Below are 19,439 nucleotides of genomic sequence, written 5' to 3'. Positions count from 1 at the left end.
GGCCCACCCGGCCGAGACCAAGGAGGACGACGGCCACACGCCTCCGCTTCATTACAGTCACTGCGTGCTCTTTGGAATGACCTGTGCCCTTGGTGCGGCCGTCTGCTTCGGTACGGCGACGGTGTTGCAGGCGATGGCCGCGCGGGCGGCGGCAGCCGGCGACGGCGGCTCAGGCAGCGGTGGCTCGGACAGCGGCGGCTCCGGCGGCGGCGGGTCCGGCGGCGGCGGGTCCGGCGGCGGCTCCGGCAGCGGCTCCGGCAGCGGGTCCGGGGTGGATGCCGCGCTGCTCCTGCGGGCGTTGCGGCAGTGGCGGTATCTCGTGGGGCTCGCGCTCGACGGCGCCGGGTTTCTGCTGCAGATCGCGGCGCTGCGATCCCTGCCCATCTACACGGTGGGTGCGGCGCTCGCCGCGAGCCTGGCGGTGACGGCGGTGGTCGCGGCGCGGCTGCTGCGGGTGCGGCTCAGCCGGGTCGAGTGGGGTGCGGTGGGAGTGGTGTGCGCCGGGCTCGCGATGCTGGGGCTGGCGTCGGGGGCCGAGGGGGACCGGGCGGGGTCCGACACGTTGAGGTACGCGATGGTGGGGACCGCGGTGGCCGTGCTGCTGCTGGGGGCGGTGGGCGGGCGGTTGCCCGGGCGGGGGCGGGCGCTTGTGCTGGGGTTGGGGGCCGGGTTGGGGTTCGGGGTGGTCGAGGTGGCGGTGCGGCTGATCGACGAACTCGCCGTCGGATACCTCCTACGCAACCCGGCGACGTACGCGCTTCTCGTCGGCGGAGGTGCGGCGTTTCTGCTTCTCACGTCGGCCTTGCAGCGGGGGTCGGTGACCGTGGCCACCGCCGGGATGGTCGTGGGGGAGACCGTCGGGCCCGCGCTGGTGGGGGTGGTGTGGCTGGGGGATCGTACGCGGGAGGGGTTGGCGTGGCTGGCCGTGCTGGGGTTCGCGGTCGCGGTGGTGGGGGCGTTGGTGCTGGCGCGGTTCGGGGAGGCGCCGGTGGATGGGGGGACGTAGGGGTTTTTCGCCCCCTCCGCCGCTGTCCGTCCCGTACTCGGGGGCTCCGCCCCGGGACCCCGTATCGCGCTGAACGCGCTCGTCCTCAAACGCCGGACGGGCTAGGAGTGGCCCTCCAGCGCACCGCACAGCGCATCCAGCGCCCCCGACCACGCGTGGTCCGGCGGCGTGCCGTAACCCACCACCAGCGCGTCGAGCGGATCGGTGACGGCGTGCGGATGGCGGTAGCGGGACAGGCCGTGCACGGCGAGGCCCTGCCAGGCTGCCGCTCGCAGGACCGACTGCTCGGTGCCGGGCGGGAGTTGGAGGACCGCGTGCAGGCCGGCCGCGATGCCGGTGGCGTGGACCGCGGGGGCGCGGGTGGCCAGGGCGGAGACCAGGGCGTCGCGGCGACGGCGGTAGCGGAGGCGGGCGGCACGGACGTGGCGGTCGTAGGTGCCGGAGGTGATGAACTCGGCGAGGGTCAGTTGGTCGAGCACGCCGGTGGACCAACCGCCGCCGCCCTTCAGTGCCGAGACCTCTCCCGCGAGCGACGACGGCAGGACGAGCCAGCCCAGGCGCAGACCGGGGGCGAGAGACTTGCTGGCGGTGCCCAGGTAGACCACGTGGTCGGGGTCGAGGCCTTGCAGGGCGCCGACCGGCTGGCGGTCGTAGCGGAACTCGCCGTCGTAGTCGTCCTCCAGGATCAGCCCTCCGGTGCGGCGGGCCCAGTCCACGGTCTCTGCCCGGCGGTCGGGGTGGAGCGGGACTCCCATCGGGAACTGGTGCGAGGCGGTCAGCAGCAGGGCCCGTACGCCCGTCAACTCGTCGGTGCGGGTGCCGAGTTCGTCGAGCGGCAGGGGGATGGTGCGCAGGCCCGAGCGGTGCAGCAGGTTCCAGTGCACGTCGAGGCCGTACGACTCCACGGCGAGCGAGCGCAGGCCCCGCCCGTGCAGGACCGCGCCGAGCAGCGTCAGAGCGTCCGCGAAACCGGAGCAGATGACGATGTGGTCCGCGTCGGCCCGTACGCCTCGGGCGCGGGAGAGGTAGCCCGCGAGGGCGGTGCGCAGTTCGGGGCGGCCGCGCGCGTCGCCGTAGCCGAGGGCCTCGTGCGGTGCCGCGGTCAGGGCGCGGCGGGCGGCCCTGAGCCACTCGGCGCGCGGGAAGGAGGCGAGGTCGGGGCTGCCGGGGACCAGGTCGTACGTGGGGTGGCCCGGCTCACGGGTGCGGGGCGCCGATTCCGGCGCCGGTCGCGGAACCGCTCTCTCCGCCACCCGGGTGCCCGAGCCCTGGCGTGCGGTGAGCCAGCCCTCGGCGACGAGCGCGGCGTATGCGTCGGCGACCGTGTTGCGGGCGATGCCCAGGTCGGCGGCGAGCGAGCGGGAGGAGGGGAGGCGGATTCCGGGGGCGAGCCTGCCGCTGCGGACCGCCTCGCGCAGGGCGTCCGTCAGACCTCTGCGGACACCGGGCCCGGTCGGCTCGACATGCAGGTCGACCCCCAAAGTGGCCCATGCTTCTGCCATAGAAATGGACCATACCTCTGGGCTACTCCGCTCGTAGGGTCCATAAGCATGACGACGCACACCCCGACCACGCAGACCCAGACGCCGCGAACCGTGCCGACGGACAACGACAAGACCACGGCGTACGCCCCCGAGCCCACCCCCCGCCTCCCCTGGGCCCAGCTCGCCCCCGACGTATACAAGGCCATGGTCAGGCTCGACGCCGCGTCCCGGCAGGGCGTGGATCCCGTACTTCTGGAGCTCGTGAAGATCCGCGCCTCGCAGCTCAACCACTGCGCGTTCTGTCTCGACATGCACACCAAGGACGCGCTCGCGGCCGGTGAGAGCGTCGAGCGCATCGTGCAGCTCAGCGCGTGGGAGGAGTCACCGCACTTCTACACGGAGAAGGAGCTCGCGGCGATCGAACTGACCGAGGCGGTGACCGTCCTGACGGACGGCTTTGTGCCGGACGCCGTGTACGAGCGGGCCGCCGAGCACTTCGAGGAGAGCGCGCTGGCTCAACTGATCGCCGCGATCACGGTGATCAACGCGTGGAACCGGTTCGGGGTGGCGTGCCGACTCGTTCCGGGTCATTACAGGGCGGGGCAGCACAGGTAGTAGGGCCCCGCGTCAGTCCACGGAGGTGGCGTCGCAGCTTGCGGCCTGCGGGCAGAACCAGGTCAGCGCCGTGGTGAGCAGCTCCAGTTCGTCGGCGCGGCCGTCCGCGTCGGGGCCGTAGGCGGCGATGGCGTAGATGAAGCCGTCGGAGGCGACGAAACGCTCGTCGTAGACGTGCCAGGTGCCGATGTCGGGCTCGCCCCTGAGGGAGTCGGCCGTGTACTCCAGGCGTGAACCCGTGAAGGTGCCGTCGTCGAGGGTCTGCAGGGCAAGCCGGCGGAAGCCGGCCGCCTTGGGCGTCTCGTCGGAGAGGTAGAGGTCGAACGACGCGGCCGGGGAGCCCTCCGCCACCTGATACACCTGCAGGCGGTGTTCTTCGTCCGCGCTGCGGTAGTTGACCACGTCGATGCCGTACGACGATGCCACCGTGGAGCGGGTCCAGCCGTCCGGGTAGGCGATCCGGAAGCCTTCGGGGTCCTCGTACGACTGGTAGCCGATGGGGAGTCCGGGGGCGGAGGCGGACGGGGACGCGGTCTCGGAATCGATCGACGGGGACGGTGACACTGACGGTTGCGGTGACGCGTCCGTCGGTTCGGAGGGGCCGGGCGCCGACGACGAGGCGGCGACCGCGCTGCCGCCCTTGCCGTCGTCGTCCCCCGGGTCGGTCACCAGGATGAGCACCAGACTCACGGCGGCACCGAGCACGGCGGCACCCACGACCACGGACCAGACGAGCCGCCGACTGAACGTGGGGCGGCGTGGCGCGGCGGGCACGCCGACCGTGGTAATCGGCTCGGGCGAGGGCCGGACGGCGGGATCCGTGTCGGTGCCGCTCGGGACGTGCCAGGTGCTCGACTCGGCGGGTGCGAGCTCCGCGTCCGTGCCGCTCGGCACCTGCCAGGCACTTGAGTCGGCGGGCCAGGGCGCCGGGCCCGGCGGCGGGGTGGGCGGCGCTGGGGTGTCGCCCGGCACGTCCACAGCGGTCCGCTCCGGTGCGAAGTCCGGCCGCGGTGGTGGCGGAGGCGTCACCGAGGGTACGGGAGCCGCCCCCGTACCCTCGCCGTCCTCCCAGCGCTGGGTCTCCTCGTTCCAGTAACGCGGTCCCCCGCTCATCGTGTCCCTCTCGCCGACCCGCTCACAGTCCCACCAGGCCGGCCACGGCCCCCGCCGACGCGAGCACGCTCAGCAGGGCCTGCGAGTCGGCGAGCAGTTCCCGCAGGCGCTCACGGCGTGTCGGGGCCGCCTGGCCGGTGCGGGTGATCTCGTCCTCCGTGTCGGCGAGCGCAGAGTCCAGTGCCGCCGTCCGATCCGTACCGCGCACCCGGCTCAGATCGGCGCGCAGTTCGCGTACGGCCTTCAGCAGTTCCTCGGCCGCCTCGTCGCGCCGTGGTGCCGTGCCGTGGTGGCTGACGGCCTGCGCGTGGTCGCCGACGGCGAAGGTGCTGTGGGAGACGTCTCCGAAACTGACGTTCGGCTCATCCGTTGCCATCGGTGGAGGGTCCCTTCGCCGGGTTCGAGTTCGCGTTGGTGTCGTTGTGGGTGGACGCGGCGGACGCGTGCTTCCCGACGGCGAAGGTGCTGTTCTCCACCTTCTCGAAGTTCGTCGTGGTGTGGTTGCTGATGTTCGTGACCTTCTGGACGAACTCCCCGGTCAGATAGCCGGCTTCGGCGAGCGCGTTGCGCACCCCGTTGGCGACCCGGTCCTGCACATTGCGCAGATACCGCTCGGCGTCCATCTCCTGAAACGTGGATCCGGCCGGCGCCGACCCCAACTCCCTTACGGACAGGGCCGGTCCATCGGGCAGCGCGCCCGCGTACCCGCCGGTCAGCAGCCGCCAGCCGTAGACCAGGCCGCGGCCGAGGACGACCAGGGAGCCGATGACGGAGCCGGGCACCCGGGCGACGGCCCAAGCGGCCTTGCCGAGCACGTTGTTGTGCCGGAAGCGGTGGGCGGTGCGGTCCGCGTTCTTGAAGTCCTCGCGGACCGGCAGCAGGACGTGCGGGGCGATCTCCAGGGTGAGCATGCGGCCCTGGGTGTGGATGCGTACGAAGACCGTGACGACCAGCTCCTCCTCCCAGCCGCCGACGCGGATGCGCAGGAAGTGCCGCCGCTTCTCGGCGCCCTCCTCGACCGCGCGCGCCCGGTGGTCCTCGAAGGCCTGCGGGTGGTACGGCGCCTCCTCGCGCCGCAACAGCCCCTCCGCGGGCAGGAACACGCACTCGTCGATCTCCAGCCACCGCAGCCGGTCGCGCCCCAGGTGAGCGGCGTAGTCGGCGGGCAGTCGCAGCTGGGCCAGCAGGGGGCGGATCGTCTCCAGGACCGTGCGGTTGCTGATCGGCCGCTGCTCCTTCTCGGTGTCGGGCCGGAGCTCGACGGCGAGCACCCAGGTCTCGTACGGCACGCCGGCGCCGCAGAACGGGCGCGCCTCGTGGTACATCACCAGCGGCGCGTGCTGTTCGATCCTGACCCGGTTCTTGAGCCGCTGGAAGCGCTGCCCCTCGGCCTGCTCGGCGGGGTCGCTCATGGCGTCCGGGAAGCGCTGCGGGGACAGTTCGGCGGCCAACGCCCGGGCGAACTGGCCTCGTTCGGCGGCCAGGCACAGTGCGATCAGCGCGAAGAGGGCGAGGGTGAACCAGGCCTGCCAGGGCTTGATCAGGCTGTCGAGGCCGTCGGTGCTGGGGACCAGGAGGTCGGAGGAGGAGCTGTCGCCGTAGAGACCGGACGAGCCAGATGAGCCGGATGAGCCGTACAAGTCGTCGGACCCGTAGGTCGAGCCGTCCGAGGACGAGTCGTCCGAGCCGGTGCCGAAAGCCACCACCACGGTGACGACCAGCAGGAACGCGAACAGGAAGCGGCCCCACCAGCGGAGCAGGAAGGCGGGCACCAGCCGGTACAGCGGCGGGCGCGCGGCCCGGCCCCTGACCCAGCCGCCGATCGCGAGGTAGAGGCTGGGCACCAGGAACATGGCCAGCAGACCGCCACTGAGCACCGAGCCCACCACCCACAGGCCAAGGATCGCCCCGGCCCACAGCAACTCCTGGCGGCGGGCCCGCAGCGCGTGCGCGAGGACGCGGGCGGCGTCGAAGCCGAGCGAAGGGGCCACGAGCCGCTGCTCGTTGAGGTGGAGTTCGTCGATGACCCGGTCGCGGTACCCCGGGTCCAGATAGGTGCCCGCGCACAGCAGCCGGGTGGCTTCGCTGGCGTGTGGCGGGGTGGGCGGCAGTCCTGATGGGGCCCCGGTGGCGGCGGTCGGCTGTGGCTGTTGCGGCACGTAAGCGGTACTCACGCGACTCCCCCGATGCGTGGAACTGGCCCTGCTGAACAACCCTGCCTCAGCAGTTAATTGACGAAGAATCAGCATAGGGGGATGAGGGTTGCCCGGGAAAGCGGAATGTCAAGAGGGTGACACTGTGACTCGCGCCGCACAACGGTGGATCTCCTCGGCTCCACGAACCCCTTCGACTCCATGGACTACCTCGACTTCTTTGACTAAAGTCAAAGAACTATGAAGCCAGTGAGGAGCACGGAGCCGGTGTCGCCCGCCGAGGTCGCCGCCTTTCGCCACTTCAACCGCTACTTCACCCGCCGCATCGGCGCACTGGACGACCACTACCTCGGCCAGGACCGCCCTCTCGGCGAGGCCCGCCTCCTCTTCGAGATCGGCGACGGCGCCTCGCTGCGGGAACTGCGCGGCCGGCTCGCCCTGGACGCGGGCTACCTGAGCCGGATGGCGAAGTCCCTGGAGGCGCAGGGCCTGGTCCGGCTGACCGCGCCTGCGCACGACACCCGCCTGCGCCTGATCGAGTTGACCCCGGCGGGCCGCGCCGAGGTCAGGGAGCAGAACCGCCGCGCCGACACACTCGCCGCCGGCCTCCTCACCTCCCTCACCGCGCCCCAACGCACCGAACTGGCCGGGGCGTTGGCGACCACGCAACGCCTGCTCCGACTGGCCGGCATCACGATCACCCTGGTCGACGGCGCCACCGAGGACGCCCGGGCCTGCCTTGACGCCTACGCGGCCGACCTCGACGCCCGCTTCCCGGAGGGATTCGACAGGACCGATCTCGTACGGCCGCAGGAGGTCACCGGTGACGCGGGCGCGTTCTTCGTCGCGTACGAGGAGGGGCGGCCGACGGGCTGCGGGGCACTCCGAACCCTGGAGCCGGGCACGGGCGAGATCCGGCACGTCTGGGTCCACCCCGACGCCCGCCGCCTGGGCCTGGCCCGCCGCATCCTGACGGAGCTGGAACGGGCCGCCGTGGAGCACGACTTCACCGTCGTACGACTGGACACGCACGCGGTGCTCACGGAGGCGCAGGCGATGTACCGGGCGAGCGGCTACGCGGAGATCCCGGCCTATGTCGACCACGTCTACGCGGACCACTGGTTCGAGAAGCGGCTGGGACCCCCGCCGCTACGGCATGACCGGCCAGGCGGGTCCTAGGCCTGTCGTCACCTTCCCGTCTGCCTCGCGGCGGGAAGGTGACGACAGGACCTAGTACTCCAGCCGTAGATCGTTACTGGTGCAACTGGGGTGGCTGAAGAGACGAAGCGACCACCACTGATCATGGTGATTGTGACGTCAACTCAAGATCCTGCGGTGGTTGAGTGCCCCAGCGAAGACCCCGGTCGTGTCGAACAAATCGCCGGCGTCGGCACCGGCCAGAAGCAGCGCCAGATGGAACCGGCTGCGCGCCCCGTACCTCTCCATCAGGTCCGCGACCGTGTAGGTGATGGTGCGCCGGCTCAGGCCCAGCTGCTCGGCCACCGTCTGGTCGGTGCAGCCCTCGGCGAGCAGCGTCACCACGGCGCGCTCCCTGGCCGACAGCCCCGCGGGCCACCGCACCGGCTCGGCCGCCTGCCCCCACAGACGCCGGTAAATCTCGACCAGGGCGCGCACCAGCGGCTTGGCGGTGATCTGCCAGACCCCCTTCAGCGGATCCTCCGGGTCGATGGGCGTCATGACGATCACCCGGTCGATGATGACCATCTTGGCCGGCAGGATCGGCAGGATCCGATGTTCGGCGCCGGCCGCGATCAGGCGCACGTCATGGCCCGACGGAGCCGACCCCAGCCAGCGCGTCCGCACATCCGGCGGAACCGGGAGCGTCCCCAGCACCGGACGCCCGGACGACGCGGGAACCATGACCAGCCGCTCGCTGCGTTCGACGGAGACGACCTCGGCGAACCGGGCCACCACGGCATCGGCCCCGAACAGCGGGCACACACCGGGCCCGGCCCGCAGCGACTTCAGCCACGCCGCCTCAGACATCGCCGGCCACCTCCTCACGTCCCACCCCGTTAATCCGCATCCTGCCCCAGCAAACCGAGCGGCGACAACGCGGAACGGACACCGTTGCGACTTTGCGCAAGAACGGGGCAGAAGTGATGCGCGCCCCCCGCTGGGCCCGCATGGTTCCTTTCATCCACCAGCCCCGAAAGGACACCTCATGAACTACGACCTGCAAACCCTGGCCGACCGGGCCGAACTGCACGACCTGCTGCTGCATTTGGGCCGAGCCCTGGACGAACACCGCTTCGACGACCTGCACACCGTTCTGACGCAGGACGCCACCGGCACGACCCGCAACGGGACCGGGTCCGGCCGCGACGTCCTCATCGCACAGATCGAGGCCGGCAACAAGGACCACACCCGCCTGCTCCACCGGTTCAGCAGCGTGCTGATCGAAGTCGACGGCGGCACCGCAACGATCCGCGCCTACATCACCGCACTGTCCGGCCACGCAGACAGTCTCGTGCCGACCTCGCGGCGCTACGGGCTGGCCCGCAACAAGGCCGTCCGGACGCCCGACGGTTGGCGGATCAGCGAGCTGAACGTCGAGCCGGTGTTCGTGGTAGGGCAATAACGCTGGGACCTACGACCTATCGGACACCCATCGCCGCTGGTAGTGGCATTGTTTGGCGCGGTGCTGGTGGCGTCGTCGCCAGATCGACCAGCGGTGGTGGTGTCCTGGCGGGTAGAGCCTCGCGAGCGGGGCGATGGCGGCCAGGTGCGCGATCTCGTTGCGGGTCAGTGGGATGAGGCCGGTGTCGTCGGGCAGGTCGGGCTGCTCGGCCGCGGCGATGGCAAGCACGGCGTGGGCGAGCGTGACCAGCACGGTCCACCGCGCCCACGACGGGTAGCGGCGGACCTGGTGTTCATCGAGCCCTGTCAGGCCCTTTCCGGATTGGAACGAGTCCTCGATGCTCCACCTCCTCCCGGCGCCTTTGATCAGTACGGCGAGGAATGTCGGGGTCGGTGCCCAGCACCGGTAGAAGGCCAGCTCGCCGGTGTCGGCGTTGCGCCCGTGAACTCGGTGCGGCCCTCGGTGTGGCGGTCACGGGCACGATCCTGGCCGCCCGTCCCGACCTCGCCCACGGCATGGGCCCGGCGCTGCGCACGGTGGCCCTGGTGGTGCTGGCGGCGACGGCACTCGTGGTCGCCGGATACCGGGACCGGACCGGCACACGCACCATCGCGTCCGGCCAGAGACGCGTACTATCGCGTTCACCCCGCCCGTGACGATCAACTCCCCTTACTCACCGCCCCGTTGAGGAGCCACCCGTGCCCGCCCTCCTGAACCCCGTCCTCGACCTGCTGATGCTCCGCGGCACCGTCACCGAGGCCGGACCGATCAGCGCCCGTATGCGCCGGCTCCGCATCGAGGGCGACGCCCTCACCGGACTCGACGTGCGCCCCGGACAGCAGGTACGCGTCCTGGTCGGCTCCGGACTGACCCGCCGTACGTACTCGGTGTGGCGCTACGACCCCTCCGGCGCCGTCGAGTTGTGCGTGCTGGACCACGCGGGGGCGGGGCCCGGAGCGCGCTGGGGTCATGACGTCGAGGTCGGCGCACAGGTCCGACTGGGCAGGCCCGAGGGGTCGTTCACCCTCCGCCCCGACGCCGGCCATCATGTCTTCGTCGGCGAGGAGACGGCCTCCGTCGCCTTCGGCACGATACTGGCCGCGCTGCCCGAGAGTGCGCGCGTGTCCGGTTGCGTGGAGACGGAGACGGCCGAGGACCGGCTGCCGTTGCCGCACTCCGACCGGCTCAACTGGCTGACCAGGGGCGAGACTTCGCTCCCCGCCGCGGTACAGCGGCTCGGCCCCGAGCCGGGCGGGATCGCCTACGTCGCCGGCGAGGCCCGTACCGTGCAGCAGGTCCGGCAGGTGCTCGTACGGGAGTTGGGCTGGGACCGACGCTCCGTCATCACCAAGCCGTTCTGGGCGCCGGGGAAGCGGGGGCTGGAGTAGGCACCCGCCCGCTGGAGGCGGTCGTGCGTGACGTGGCACGGGCCCCGTTCCGGCCGTAACCGGAACGGGGCCCGTGCAAGCCCGTGACAGAGCCGTGGTGAACGGCCTGCGGATGGCTCAGATGAGGCCGAGGGCGCGGACCGCCTCGCGCTCCTCCGTCAGTTCCTGGACCGACGCGTCGATGCGGGCGCGGGAGAACTCGTTGATGTCCAGGCCCTGGACGATCTCGTACACGCCGTCCTTCGTGGTGACCGGGAAGGAGGAGATGAGGCCCTCGGGGACGCCGTAGGAACCGTCCGACGGGATGCCCATGGAGGTCCAGTCGCCGTCCGCCGTGCCGTTGACCCACGTGTACACGTGGTCGATGGCGGCGTTGGCGGCGGAGGCGGCCGACGAGGAACCGCGGGCCTCGATGATGGCGGCGCCGCGCTTGGCGACCGTCGGGATGAAGTCCTCGGCGAGCCACTTCTCGTCGCTGACGACCTCGGCGGCGTTCTTGCCGCCGACCGTGGCGTGGAAGATGTCGGGGTACTGGGTGGCCGAGTGGTTGCCCCAGATGGTCAGCCGCTTGATGTCGTTGACCGTCGAGCCCGTCTTCTTCGCGAGCTGCGTGAGCGCGCGGTTGTGGTCCAGACGGGTCATCGCGGTGAAGCGCTCGGCCGGTACGTCCGGGGCGGCGGCCTGCGCGATGAGCGCGTTGGTGTTCGCCGGGTTGCCCACGACGAGGATCTTGATGTCGTCGGCGGCGTTGTCGTTGATGGCCTTGCCCTGCGGCTTGAAGATGCCGCCGTTGGCCTCGAGGAGGTCGGCGCGCTCCATGCCCTTGGTGCGGGGGCGGGCGCCGACGAGGAGACCGACGTTGGCACCGGCGAAGGCGACGTTCGGGTCGTCCGTGATGTCGATCCCGGCGAGGAGCGGGAAGGCCGAGTCGTCGAGTTCCATCGCGGTGCCCTCGGCGGCCTTGAGCGCCGGGGTGATCTCCAGGAGGCGCAGCTTGACCGGCACGTCCGCGCCGAGCAGCTGGCCGGAGGCGATGCGGAAGAGCAGGGCGTAACCGATCTGGCCGGCCGCGCCGGTGACGGTGACGTTCACGGGAGTGCGGGTCATGGCGTTCTCCGTATGACAGCTGGCGGTGGGGCGTCCCTGCCCCGGGGTGCAGGAGCTCCCCTGCGTCCGCCGCTTCGATCGATCAGAGGTACCGGTGAATGCCTCTTGGCGTCGGCACCGATGATCGATCTCTTGGCGTCAAGAGAGATCCGCCGTCAGGCTATCGCGCATCCGGGAGCCCGAGTGTCCGGGTCCGTGTGGCCCAGCCCACAGAACGCCGTGGGGAGGCGGCCGCCGGGCCCGGGAGAGTGGGCTCGGCGACCGCCGATGGGGTACCGGGGAGCGTCCAGGAGAGGTTTTTCCTCCCGGGCGGCACCGGATCCCGTGGGGGTACCGGTGCGCCTGCCCCGGATGGGGGCCGGCATTCCGGGTTGGGGGGAGGTTTTTTCGCCCCCTCCGCCCCTGCCCGTCCCGTACCTGGGGGCTGCGCCCCCAGACCCCCCTTTATCGCGCTGAACGCGCTCGTCCTCAAACCCCGGACGGGCTGAAGACTGCCTGACCCGGGCTGAAGAGTGGAGCCTCCCACGGGTGAGTGGGGGATCCGGATGGCACCGCCTCGTCCTCGAACGCCGGACGGGCGGAAGCTGGCTACTGCGTGCAGCCCGTCTTCCCCGACGCCAGCGTCGCGCACGCCTTCGCGTCGCCCGCGTCCTTCACGGCCACCATCGGCGTGTAGGCGTCGGTGTCCGCTTCGACCAAGCCGGTCTGCTTGGCCTCGGCGCCCGTGCCGGCGGACACCTCGACCGTGTCGCCCACGACGGCCTGGGTGATGCGGGCCCAGGCGGCGGAGCAGGTCTTGCTGTAGCGGACCTCGACGAGGGTCGTACCGACGGTGATGCTGGTGGCGGTCGTCGCCAGCTCACCGCCGCAGCCCATGTTCTCCGGGTCCGCGCCGGCGCAGTCCGCGCCGCTGCACTTCACGCCGGCCGGCAGGTCGGGAGCGGGGGCGGCGGAACTCGTGGGTGCCTCGGGCGTGCTCTCGTCCTTCTTGTCGCCGTTGCTGGTCAGGAAGACGGCCGCGGCGACCACGACGAGCGCGCCGACGACCCCGGCGAGGAACATGGTGAGCCGCCGCTTGCGCCGCGCCCCGTCGGGCGAACCCCGGCCACCGTCGGAGGGCCGGGCATCCCTGGGCGGACCGCCGCCAGGACCGCCGGGACCGGTCGACCCCACAGCACTGGACGGACCGGCCGGACCCGCAGGCCCGAACTGCCCGCCGCCTCCGGACGGCGGCGTGGCGACGACCCCCCAGCCGCCGCCCCGCCCGGAACCACCGGACGAGCCACCCCCGGACGAGCCACCCCCGTACGAAGAAGCACCGTGCGAGGAAACTCCCTGCGAAGACGCTCCGTACGACGAAGCCCCGCGCGCGGAGCCCCCGCGGGAGGAGTCCTCCACGTCCGCGGCCGTCGGCTGCGGCGGCACCGTCGGGGACACCCCCGCGGGCCCGGCGATCCCGGGTGTCGCGGTGGCGCTGCCGCCCTTGCGGGTCTGCCTGGCGTTGCTCCCGTTCGCCGGGGGCGCGCCGAACTCCCCGAGCGCGGCGCGCGCCTGGGAGATCCGGATCGCCTCCATGGTCATGTCGTGGCGCATTTCCGAACGGCTCCAGGCGCGCTCGGCGAGCTCCCACATGGTGGTCAGGTGCATGGGATTGGTTCCGGTCACCTCGGCCAGGGCGACGATCGCGCCCTTGGGCGCGAGAAGCCGGCCGTTGAGGTAACGCTCCCAGGACGTCTTGCTGTAACCGGTGCGGTCGGCCACGGCGGCGATGCTCAGGCCGCTCCGGTCGACGAGCCGGCGCAACTGGCTGGCGAACTCTCTGACCTGCGGATCGAGTTCATCCGGCAAGGCCCTCCAACGAGGCATTGCGTCTCCCCCCTACTTCTTTCCCCCCGTACGTGGCTGGTTGTTCCCCGTACGTCAATCGCTGTTCCCCCGTACACGGCGCCCCTCCGCCGAGTCCCTGTTCTGACTACCCACAGGGATGTGTTCGGTAAGGATCTCAGTTCCCGGGATAGGGGCGCACGGGAGCGTTCGGGCGGAGGCATGCACCGTTGCACGCCCGTTGTTCTGCGATCCAGTGTCCCATCGGCATTGTCGTACGACCGGTCGAACCACCAACTTCCACACAGGACGTCCCGGACCGTCCCGATTGCCCACGTTATCCCGGCTGTTGGGCTGGATCAGGGTAAATCCTTGAACTTGTCAAGACATCGACACAACGGGAACACAGTTGCCACCTCAGGCGCCCCGGGAGGGGTCAGCTCACCCCAGGGTCACGAACTGCCCTGTATACAAAGGGAGTTGCCGCGTCCGTGGCCGCCCGGGCACGGCTTCCGTTGCAGGGCGCCCGACTTCCGTTGCGGGGCGCGGACACCGTAGCGGAATGGTCACTTCCGTGCCACAGGGGGCTGACAGGTGTTGAACAGTCTGTTCCCGTGGACAAGTGTTGCCCCTGGGCGGAACACTCGCCCGGTCGCGGCCCGTCCTTGCTCGGGGGAGAGGACGGGCCGCGGCTGCGTCCGCCGAGGCGGGCCGTGTCCGCCGACGCGGGCCGTGTCCGCCGACGCGGGCCGTGTCCGCCGACGCGGGAGAACCCCAGGCTCCCCTCAGCGGACCGTGAAGTGCAGCGTGTCGTCCAGGAACGGGATCACCAGCCACGGATGGGGCTGTGCCATCAGCGCGAGCAGCACGATGGCCACACCGAGCACTCCGTACGTGACCAGGTCCGTGAAGCGGGAGCGGACCGCGAGCATGCCCACGTCGGGCAGGGTCCAGCGCAGGGCAGCGCCGCCAAGGAGTGCGACACCGATCAGGATCGTGCCGTACCGGAAGACGTCGAAAGCCGTCAGCAGCAGGCCGAGCGCGACCAGCGAGAGCACCAGGAGGATCGGCCACTGGCGTGCGGGCGCCGGGGCGTCCCTGGGCGCTGCCCGGCCGCCGCCCTCGGGCCGCGCGGTGTCCCGCGTGAACAGCGGAAAGCGCCGTGTGGTGCGCCGGGGGACCCCCTCGGCATCCGGCGCGCTCACCGGGTCGACACCTACCGGCTCGCCGCCGTCGCCATCGGTATCGCTGCGTGAGTCCGACCCACCCGACTCAGCGTTCTCGGCATCCGCCGCAGACCGACCGTTGGCGCCCGGCGTGGCCCGTACAGCCGGTTCGGCGCCGTTGCTCAGCGCCTGCGACACAGCGGCGGAACCGCCGGACTTCTCACCGGCCTGCTCGTCCGTCTTCCCGGAGTTGGCGCCCTCAGCCGACACTTCGCTCCGCCGCTTCCACCACGTTGACGAGCAGCTGGGCGCGGGTCATCGGGCCGACGCCGCCGGGGTTCGGGGAGATCCAGGCGGCGACCTCGGCGACGTCCGGGTGGACGTCGCCGACGATCTTGCCCTCGGCGCTGCGCGAGACACCGACGTCGAGTACGGCGGCACCCGGCTTCACGTCCTCGGCGCGGACGAGATGAGCGGAGCCCGCCGCGGCGACGATGATGTCGGCGCGCTTGAGGTGCGAGGAGAGGTCACGCGTGCCGGTGTGGCACTGCGTCACCGTCGCGTTCTCGGTGCGCCGGGTGAGCAGCAGCGGCATCGGGCGCCCGATGGTCACGCCACGGCCGACGACCACGACCTCGGCGCCCTTGATCTCGACGCCGTACCGGCGCAGCAGGGTGAGGACACCGTTGGGGGTGCAGGGCAGCGGGGCCGGCTCGTTCAGCACAAGGCGGCCGAGGTTCATCGGGTGCAGGCCGTCCGCGTCCTTGTCCGGGTCCATCAGCTCCAGGATGCGGTTCTCGTCGATGCCCTTGGGGAGCGGCAGCTGGACGATGTACCCCGTGCAGTCGGGGTCCTCGTTCAACTCGCGTACCACCGCCTCGATCTCCTCCTGCGTGGCGGTGGCGGGCAGTTCGCGCTGGATGGAGGCGATGCCCACCTGCGCGCAGTCGCGGTGCTTGCCGGCGACGTACTTCTGGCTGCCTGGGTCGTCCCCGACCAGGACGGTCCCCAGGCCGGGCGTGACGCCCTTCTCCTTCAGGGCCGCCACACGGACGGTCAGGTCGGACTTGATCGCGGCTGCGGTGGCCTTGCCATCGAGAATCTGGGCGGTCATGACCCCATCCTCCCGGATGACCGTGTCCTGGTTCCAATCGGGCGGAGCGGGACCGGCCGGGAAGATCACGAAGATTGCAGCTGCACAACGTATGTGCTTATCGGCTGGACAAGAACTGGCCTGTCACAGAACGATGTGCGGTGCACCATCGCGGTCCGTGTTGGGGGGCATACCGCTCATATCGTGACGTTCCTCCATGCCATCCGCGCCGTCCCCGCCTTTTGCCTGGAGGAAAATCGTCATGAGTTACGGCTCACCCAACCCCTACGGCCAGCCGCAGGACCCGCAGCAGGGCCAGCCCGGCTACGGCTACCCCCAGCAGGGCCAGCCCGGCTACGGCGCCCCGCAGACACCCCCCGGCGTCCCGCCGCAGCAGGGTTACGGCTACCCGCAGCAGGGCGGACAGCCCGGTTACGGCTACCCGCAGCAGCCCGGCTACGGTGCCCAGCCGCCGTACGCGAACTGGGGCCAGCGCTTCCTCGGCACTCTGGTCGACGGGCTCGTGTTCGCGGTCCCCTACATCCTGGTGATCGTCGGCAAGGACGCCCCGGCGCTGGTGTCCCTCGGCGCCCTCGCCGTCCTCGGCCTCGCGATCTGGCAGCTGATCCAGGAGGGCCGCACCGGCCAGACCGTCGGCAAGAAGGCGCTCGGTATCCGTCTGGTGCGCGAGATCGACGGCCAGCCGCTCGGCGTCGGCATGGCGTTCGTCCGTCGGCTCGCCCACTTCCTCGACAGCCTGGCGTGCTACCTGGGCTGGCTGTGGCCGGCGTGGGACGCCAAGAAGCAGACGTTCGCCGACAAGGTCTGCTCGTCGATCGTGATCCGCACCCAGTAACCAACGCGTCCGCGCGGGCACCGGCGGCTCCGGAACACTCGGACACCGCTGAACAGTTCGCGCCAATCGCTCCAAGGGCCGTGTCTCACCGTGCACAGGGGGAGACACGGCCCTGGTGTGTCGACCTACCCTGTCTGCGGCAGATGCCAGGCCCGGGCAGTCGCATCTTGTACAGCATCATCGTGGTACCTCCGCCGACCACGGAGGACGAGCACAGACCCGACCGGAGCGCGGCCCAGTTCCGGCTCGCGCCCGGCGAACGGCTGAGTTTCGGGCGTTCCGCGCGCGACAACGCTCTGGCGATCCCGCACGAGGGCGTCTCGCGCCGGGCGGGCGAGATCGCCGCGCAGGGCGCCTTCTGGGTACTCAGCAACCTCTCCGCACACCAGACGTACGTCGTCGAGAACCCGGAGGGCGCGGGCGAGCACATCAAGGTCGGCCCGGGGCGCCTGGACGCTCCCGTCCCCTTCGAGTTCTCCCGGATCGTGCTGCCCGCGGCGGGTGACCTGCTGCCCCTCGAGGTGTGGGCGCCCCGCCACGACTATCTCCGCTCGCCCGGCGCCCTCGACGGCGCGACCACCACGCCTGCCTTCTCCGTGGACCGCACCAAGCGCTACTTCGCGGTCCTCGCCGCCCTGTGCGAACCGCGGCTGCGCGGGGAACCCCACGCCCCGATCCCCACCGTCGACCAGATCGTGGACCGGCTGCGCCCCCTCTGGCCCTCGGTCAGCCGCGCCAACGTCCAGTGGAACATCGACTACCTGGCCGTCAAGCTTCGCCTCAAGCCCGGCCCCGACACCGCGGACGCCGGCCCCCGCCTCAACGGCAAGAAGGAGTCCCTCGTCTCCCTGGCCCTCCGCTTCGACCTCGTCCTCGAGTCCGATCTCACCCTCCTGACGGCTCCTGTGCCAGGAGGTGTCCGATGAGCGATCCGTACGCGGTGTCAGTGCCCAAGGGCTACCGCGTGGGGAGTTGGGAGGTACGGGAGCCGATCGCGACGGGGGCGTTCGGGAGCGTGTACGAGGCGCGCCGCACCGAATCGCGGACGGGACTCCCCGACACGGCCGCGCTCAAGTTCCTCTCCACCGGCACCCACACGCCCCGCCAGCTCACTCACCTGCGCGAACTGGCCGAACGGGAGCTGGAGTTGCTCAGCCGACTGCGTTCCGCACCCCACCTCATCCGCCTCTACGAGACCCTGACGGTCGACGACCCGGCCCACCCCGGAATCGACGGCGCCACCGTCCTCGTACTGGAGAAGGCGGAGGACTCGCTGGCCTCGCTGCTGTCGCGGACGTCGCGCCCCGCCGACGGTCCGGGTCTGCTCGCGCAGATCTGCGAGGGGCTGGCCCAGCTGCACCGGGCGGGCTGGGTGCACGGGGATCTGAAACCGGCCAATGTGCTGCTGATGAAGGACGGTTCGGCCCGGCTCGCCGACTTCAACATGGCCGCCGAGATGGAGGGCACGCACGCGTACACGCCCGCCTTCTCCACACCCGACTACACCCCGCCCGAGCTCCTGTGGGCGGAGATCGGCGAACGCGGCCGCCGGATCAGGCCGTCGGCGGACATCTGGGCCTTCGGCGTCCTCGCCCACCTCGTGCTCACCGACTCCTACCCGCTGCCCGGCGGCACTTCCTCGGCCCGCCGGGACGCGGCGGTCGCCTACGCACGCGGCACGGACGAGTTGCGCCTTTCTCCTCAACTCCCGGACGCCTGGCGGGAGATCGTGCGGGACTGTCTGGCTCGTACGCACCAGGAACGGGTCACCGGGGAGACGCTGCTGCGCCGCGTGGAAGCGGCGGCCGGCACGAGCGGGCGGGCGTCGCGGCTGCCCCGCCTGTTCGCGCGTCGCGGGCGTCGCTCGGTGCTGGTGCTCGGCGGGACGGCCCTCGCCACCATCGCCGTCGCGGCACTCGGCTACGGCATCAGTACCTGGGCCGACGACGACAGCCAGGGCGCGCAGGGAACCGGCGGGACCACGAACGTCGCCGCCGCCGCGTACGGCGCCGCCGATCTCCGTACCGACCGGGGCATCCCGCCCGCCTACCGCCTGCTGATCGTCGAGACGGCGCACGACTGCGCGCGCGCAGACGTCACGCCGTCCCTGATCGCCGCCATGCTGAAGGTGGAGAGCGACTTCGACCCGGCCCTGGCCGACCCCGCCAACAACGAGTACGGCATCGCGCGTTGGACCCCGAGCGTGCTGCGCTGGTGGATGAACGCCGACGGCACCCCCGAGGCGGAGGTCCCCCAACCGCCTTTCCCGCCCGCCGAGTCCATCCCGGCGATGGGCCGGTACCTGTGCTGGATCTCGCCACGCCTGGACTCGGGCCTGCCGGGCGACCGGAGGGTCCTGGTCGCCGCCGCGTACCGGACCTCGTACAAGAAAGTGAACGACGCGGGCGGAGTTCCCCCGAATTACCGCACGTACGCCGACCGCGTCGCTCACTACCTGAAGGAGTACACCCCACAGGGGAAGAAGTGACCCTCGGACATCCGAGGTACCCCTCGCGGCCCCGCGCCGCCACTGTGGTCACGTCCACCAACGGGGGTGGCACGACCGGAGGGACACACCATGAAGCGCACACTCGCATCGCTCGGCGCGGCGGCGGTACTGGCGGCGGGCGCGCTCGCCCTGACGCCGGGCAGCGCGGCGGCGGCGGACGGCTGCTGGGGGAACGCGGGCCAGAAGCAGGCGTTCGGCAAGACGTACACCGCGCGTTACTGCCACAACTACCAGGGCGACGTGGTCGGCGTGTACGAAACCGACACCGGTTACCTCTACTCCGGCGACAACTGGTTCGTCTGCCAGGTCCAGTACGGCGAGAACGCGCCGGTCGGGGATGCCAAGAACAACTGGTGGCTGTGGACGCAGGGCGACGACGCCTACTCCGACGGCGGCTGGGGCTGGTTCCCCGCCAACAAGGTGTCGGGCGGCAACAACTACGAGCCAATCCCCGGCCTGGCCACCTGCTGACCGACGTACACGGCGGCCTCCGGTCCCTCGGGGAGGGCCGGAGGCCGCCATA

19 protein-coding genes and 1 pseudogene are annotated in these 19,439 nt (G+C 71.2%); 10 read left to right on the top strand and 10 right to left on the bottom strand.

The features are described from left to right. Nucleotides 1-76 precede the first annotated feature (76 nt). On the top strand, nt 77-1,006 hold the full coding sequence (locus ACFWP7_RS11425; protein WP_384379861.1) for a hypothetical protein: 930 nt from the start codon (nt 77-79) through the stop codon (nt 1,004-1,006). 101 nt (nt 1,007-1,107) lie between these two features. On the opposite strand, the gene ACFWP7_RS11420 is transcribed toward ACFWP7_RS11425, so the two are convergent. Beyond that, entirely contained in the window at nt 1,108-2,508 is a 1,401-nt protein-coding gene (locus tag ACFWP7_RS11420; protein ID WP_384379665.1) for a PLP-dependent aminotransferase family protein, read from the bottom strand. Nucleotides 2,509-2,556: 48 nt separating this feature from the next. Between ACFWP7_RS11420 and ACFWP7_RS11415 the strand changes: the two genes are divergently transcribed. Continuing rightward, nucleotides 2,557-3,105 (top strand): carboxymuconolactone decarboxylase family protein, encoded by a 549-nt coding sequence (locus ACFWP7_RS11415; RefSeq protein ID WP_384379662.1) that lies wholly within the window; start codon nt 2,557-2,559, stop codon nt 3,103-3,105. Between the two features lie 12 nt (nt 3,106-3,117). On the opposite strand, the gene ACFWP7_RS11410 is transcribed toward ACFWP7_RS11415, so the two are convergent. The 3 genes from ACFWP7_RS11410 to ACFWP7_RS11400 are packed head-to-tail and all read right to left on the bottom strand — an operon-like array spanning nt 3,118 to nt 6,392. Next, a complete protein-coding gene (locus tag ACFWP7_RS11410; protein WP_384379659.1) occupies nt 3,118-4,218 on the bottom strand; it encodes a hypothetical protein in 1,101 nt (366 codons plus the stop codon). 22 nt (nt 4,219-4,240) lie between these two features. Then, nucleotides 4,241-4,594 (bottom strand): hypothetical protein, encoded by a 354-nt coding sequence (locus ACFWP7_RS11405; RefSeq protein WP_384379656.1) that lies wholly within the window; start codon nt 4,592-4,594, stop codon nt 4,241-4,243. Next, a complete protein-coding gene (locus ACFWP7_RS11400; RefSeq protein ID WP_384379653.1) occupies nt 4,581-6,392 on the bottom strand; it encodes a hypothetical protein in 1,812 nt (603 codons plus the stop codon). Before ACFWP7_RS11400 ends, ACFWP7_RS11405 begins: the two co-directional genes overlap by 14 nt. Before the next feature lie 219 nt (nt 6,393-6,611). Here ACFWP7_RS11400 and ACFWP7_RS11395 point away from each other — a divergent pair, with 219 nt between their 5' ends. Further along, nucleotides 6,612-7,550 (top strand): GNAT family N-acetyltransferase, encoded by a 939-nt coding sequence (locus ACFWP7_RS11395; protein WP_384379650.1) that lies wholly within the window; start codon nt 6,612-6,614, stop codon nt 7,548-7,550. A 138-nt stretch (nt 7,551-7,688) separates the two neighbouring features. Here the strand turns inward: ACFWP7_RS11395 and ACFWP7_RS11390 are convergent, their stop codons facing one another. After that, a complete protein-coding gene (locus ACFWP7_RS11390) occupies nt 7,689-8,378 on the bottom strand; it encodes a LuxR C-terminal-related transcriptional regulator (RefSeq protein WP_384379647.1) in 690 nt (229 codons plus the stop codon). 178 nt (nt 8,379-8,556) lie between these two features. Here ACFWP7_RS11390 and ACFWP7_RS11385 point away from each other — a divergent pair, with 178 nt between their 5' ends. Then, nucleotides 8,557-8,973, top strand: a complete 417-nt coding sequence (locus tag ACFWP7_RS11385) for a nuclear transport factor 2 family protein (protein ID WP_384379644.1) — start codon at nt 8,557-8,559, stop codon at nt 8,971-8,973. Between the two features lie 9 nt (nt 8,974-8,982). Here ACFWP7_RS11385 and ACFWP7_RS11380 read toward each other — a convergent pair whose 3' ends face one another. Further along, complete coding sequence (locus ACFWP7_RS11380; RefSeq protein ID WP_384379642.1) at nt 8,983-9,201, bottom strand: hypothetical protein; 219 nt, start codon at nt 9,199-9,201, stop codon at nt 8,983-8,985. A gap of 209 nt (nt 9,202-9,410) precedes the next feature. Here ACFWP7_RS11380 and ACFWP7_RS11375 point away from each other — a divergent pair. Beyond that, a pseudogene (locus ACFWP7_RS11375) lies at nt 9,411-9,629 on the top strand (MFS transporter); the annotation flags it as partial. A gap of 42 nt (nt 9,630-9,671) precedes the next feature. Continuing rightward, nucleotides 9,672-10,361, top strand: a complete 690-nt coding sequence (locus ACFWP7_RS11370) for a siderophore-interacting protein (protein WP_384379639.1) — start codon at nt 9,672-9,674, stop codon at nt 10,359-10,361. A 117-nt stretch (nt 10,362-10,478) separates the two neighbouring features. Here ACFWP7_RS11370 and ACFWP7_RS11365 read toward each other — a convergent pair whose 3' ends face one another. The 4 genes from ACFWP7_RS11365 to ACFWP7_RS11350 all read right to left on the bottom strand — a co-directional run bounded on the left by ACFWP7_RS11365 (nt 10,479) and on the right by ACFWP7_RS11350 (nt 15,572). Further along, the gene (locus ACFWP7_RS11365) at nt 10,479-11,468 is read right to left on the bottom strand and encodes a malate dehydrogenase (RefSeq protein ID WP_384379636.1); all 990 of its coding nucleotides are present in this window, start codon (nt 11,466-11,468) and stop codon (nt 10,479-10,481) included. Between the two features lie 588 nt (nt 11,469-12,056). After that, nucleotides 12,057-13,334 carry an XRE family transcriptional regulator gene (locus tag ACFWP7_RS11360; protein WP_384379632.1) on the bottom strand — a complete coding sequence of 426 codons (1,278 nt, stop codon included), beginning with the start codon at nt 13,332-13,334 and terminating at the stop codon, nt 12,057-12,059. Nucleotides 13,335-14,077: 743 nt separating this feature from the next. After that, nucleotides 14,078-14,728, bottom strand: a complete 651-nt coding sequence (locus ACFWP7_RS11355; RefSeq protein WP_384379629.1) for a DUF3017 domain-containing protein — start codon at nt 14,726-14,728, stop codon at nt 14,078-14,080. Then, the gene (locus ACFWP7_RS11350; RefSeq protein ID WP_384379626.1) at nt 14,718-15,572 is read right to left on the bottom strand and encodes a bifunctional methylenetetrahydrofolate dehydrogenase/methenyltetrahydrofolate cyclohydrolase; all 855 of its coding nucleotides are present in this window, start codon (nt 15,570-15,572) and stop codon (nt 14,718-14,720) included. The genes ACFWP7_RS11355 and ACFWP7_RS11350 overlap by 11 nt, the downstream gene beginning before the upstream one ends. 241 nt (nt 15,573-15,813) lie before the next feature. Between ACFWP7_RS11350 and ACFWP7_RS11345 the strand changes: the two genes are divergently transcribed. From ACFWP7_RS11345 to ACFWP7_RS11330, 4 genes are all read left to right on the top strand, one after another. Continuing rightward, complete coding sequence (locus ACFWP7_RS11345; protein ID WP_384379623.1) at nt 15,814-16,407, top strand: RDD family protein; 594 nt, start codon at nt 15,814-15,816, stop codon at nt 16,405-16,407. A gap of 167 nt (nt 16,408-16,574) precedes the next feature. Next, entirely contained in the window at nt 16,575-17,333 is a 759-nt protein-coding gene (locus tag ACFWP7_RS11340) for an FHA domain-containing protein (protein WP_384379620.1), read from the top strand. Next, complete coding sequence (locus tag ACFWP7_RS11335; protein ID WP_384379617.1) at nt 17,330-18,895, top strand: protein kinase; 1,566 nt, start codon at nt 17,330-17,332, stop codon at nt 18,893-18,895. Before ACFWP7_RS11340 ends, ACFWP7_RS11335 begins: the two co-directional genes overlap by 4 nt. Nucleotides 18,896-18,985: 90 nt before the next feature. Continuing rightward, nucleotides 18,986-19,387 carry a hypothetical protein gene (locus tag ACFWP7_RS11330; protein WP_384379614.1) on the top strand — a complete coding sequence of 134 codons (402 nt, stop codon included), beginning with the start codon at nt 18,986-18,988 and terminating at the stop codon, nt 19,385-19,387. Nucleotides 19,388-19,439: the final 52 nt, after the last annotated feature.

It is taken from the genome of Streptomyces sp. NPDC058470 (assembly GCF_042721055.1).
Classification (GTDB): Bacteria; Actinomycetota; Actinomycetes; order Streptomycetales; family Streptomycetaceae; genus Streptomyces.
Note: the sequence above shows the minus strand (reverse complement) of the source record. Positions and strands in the feature narration are given on the sequence as shown.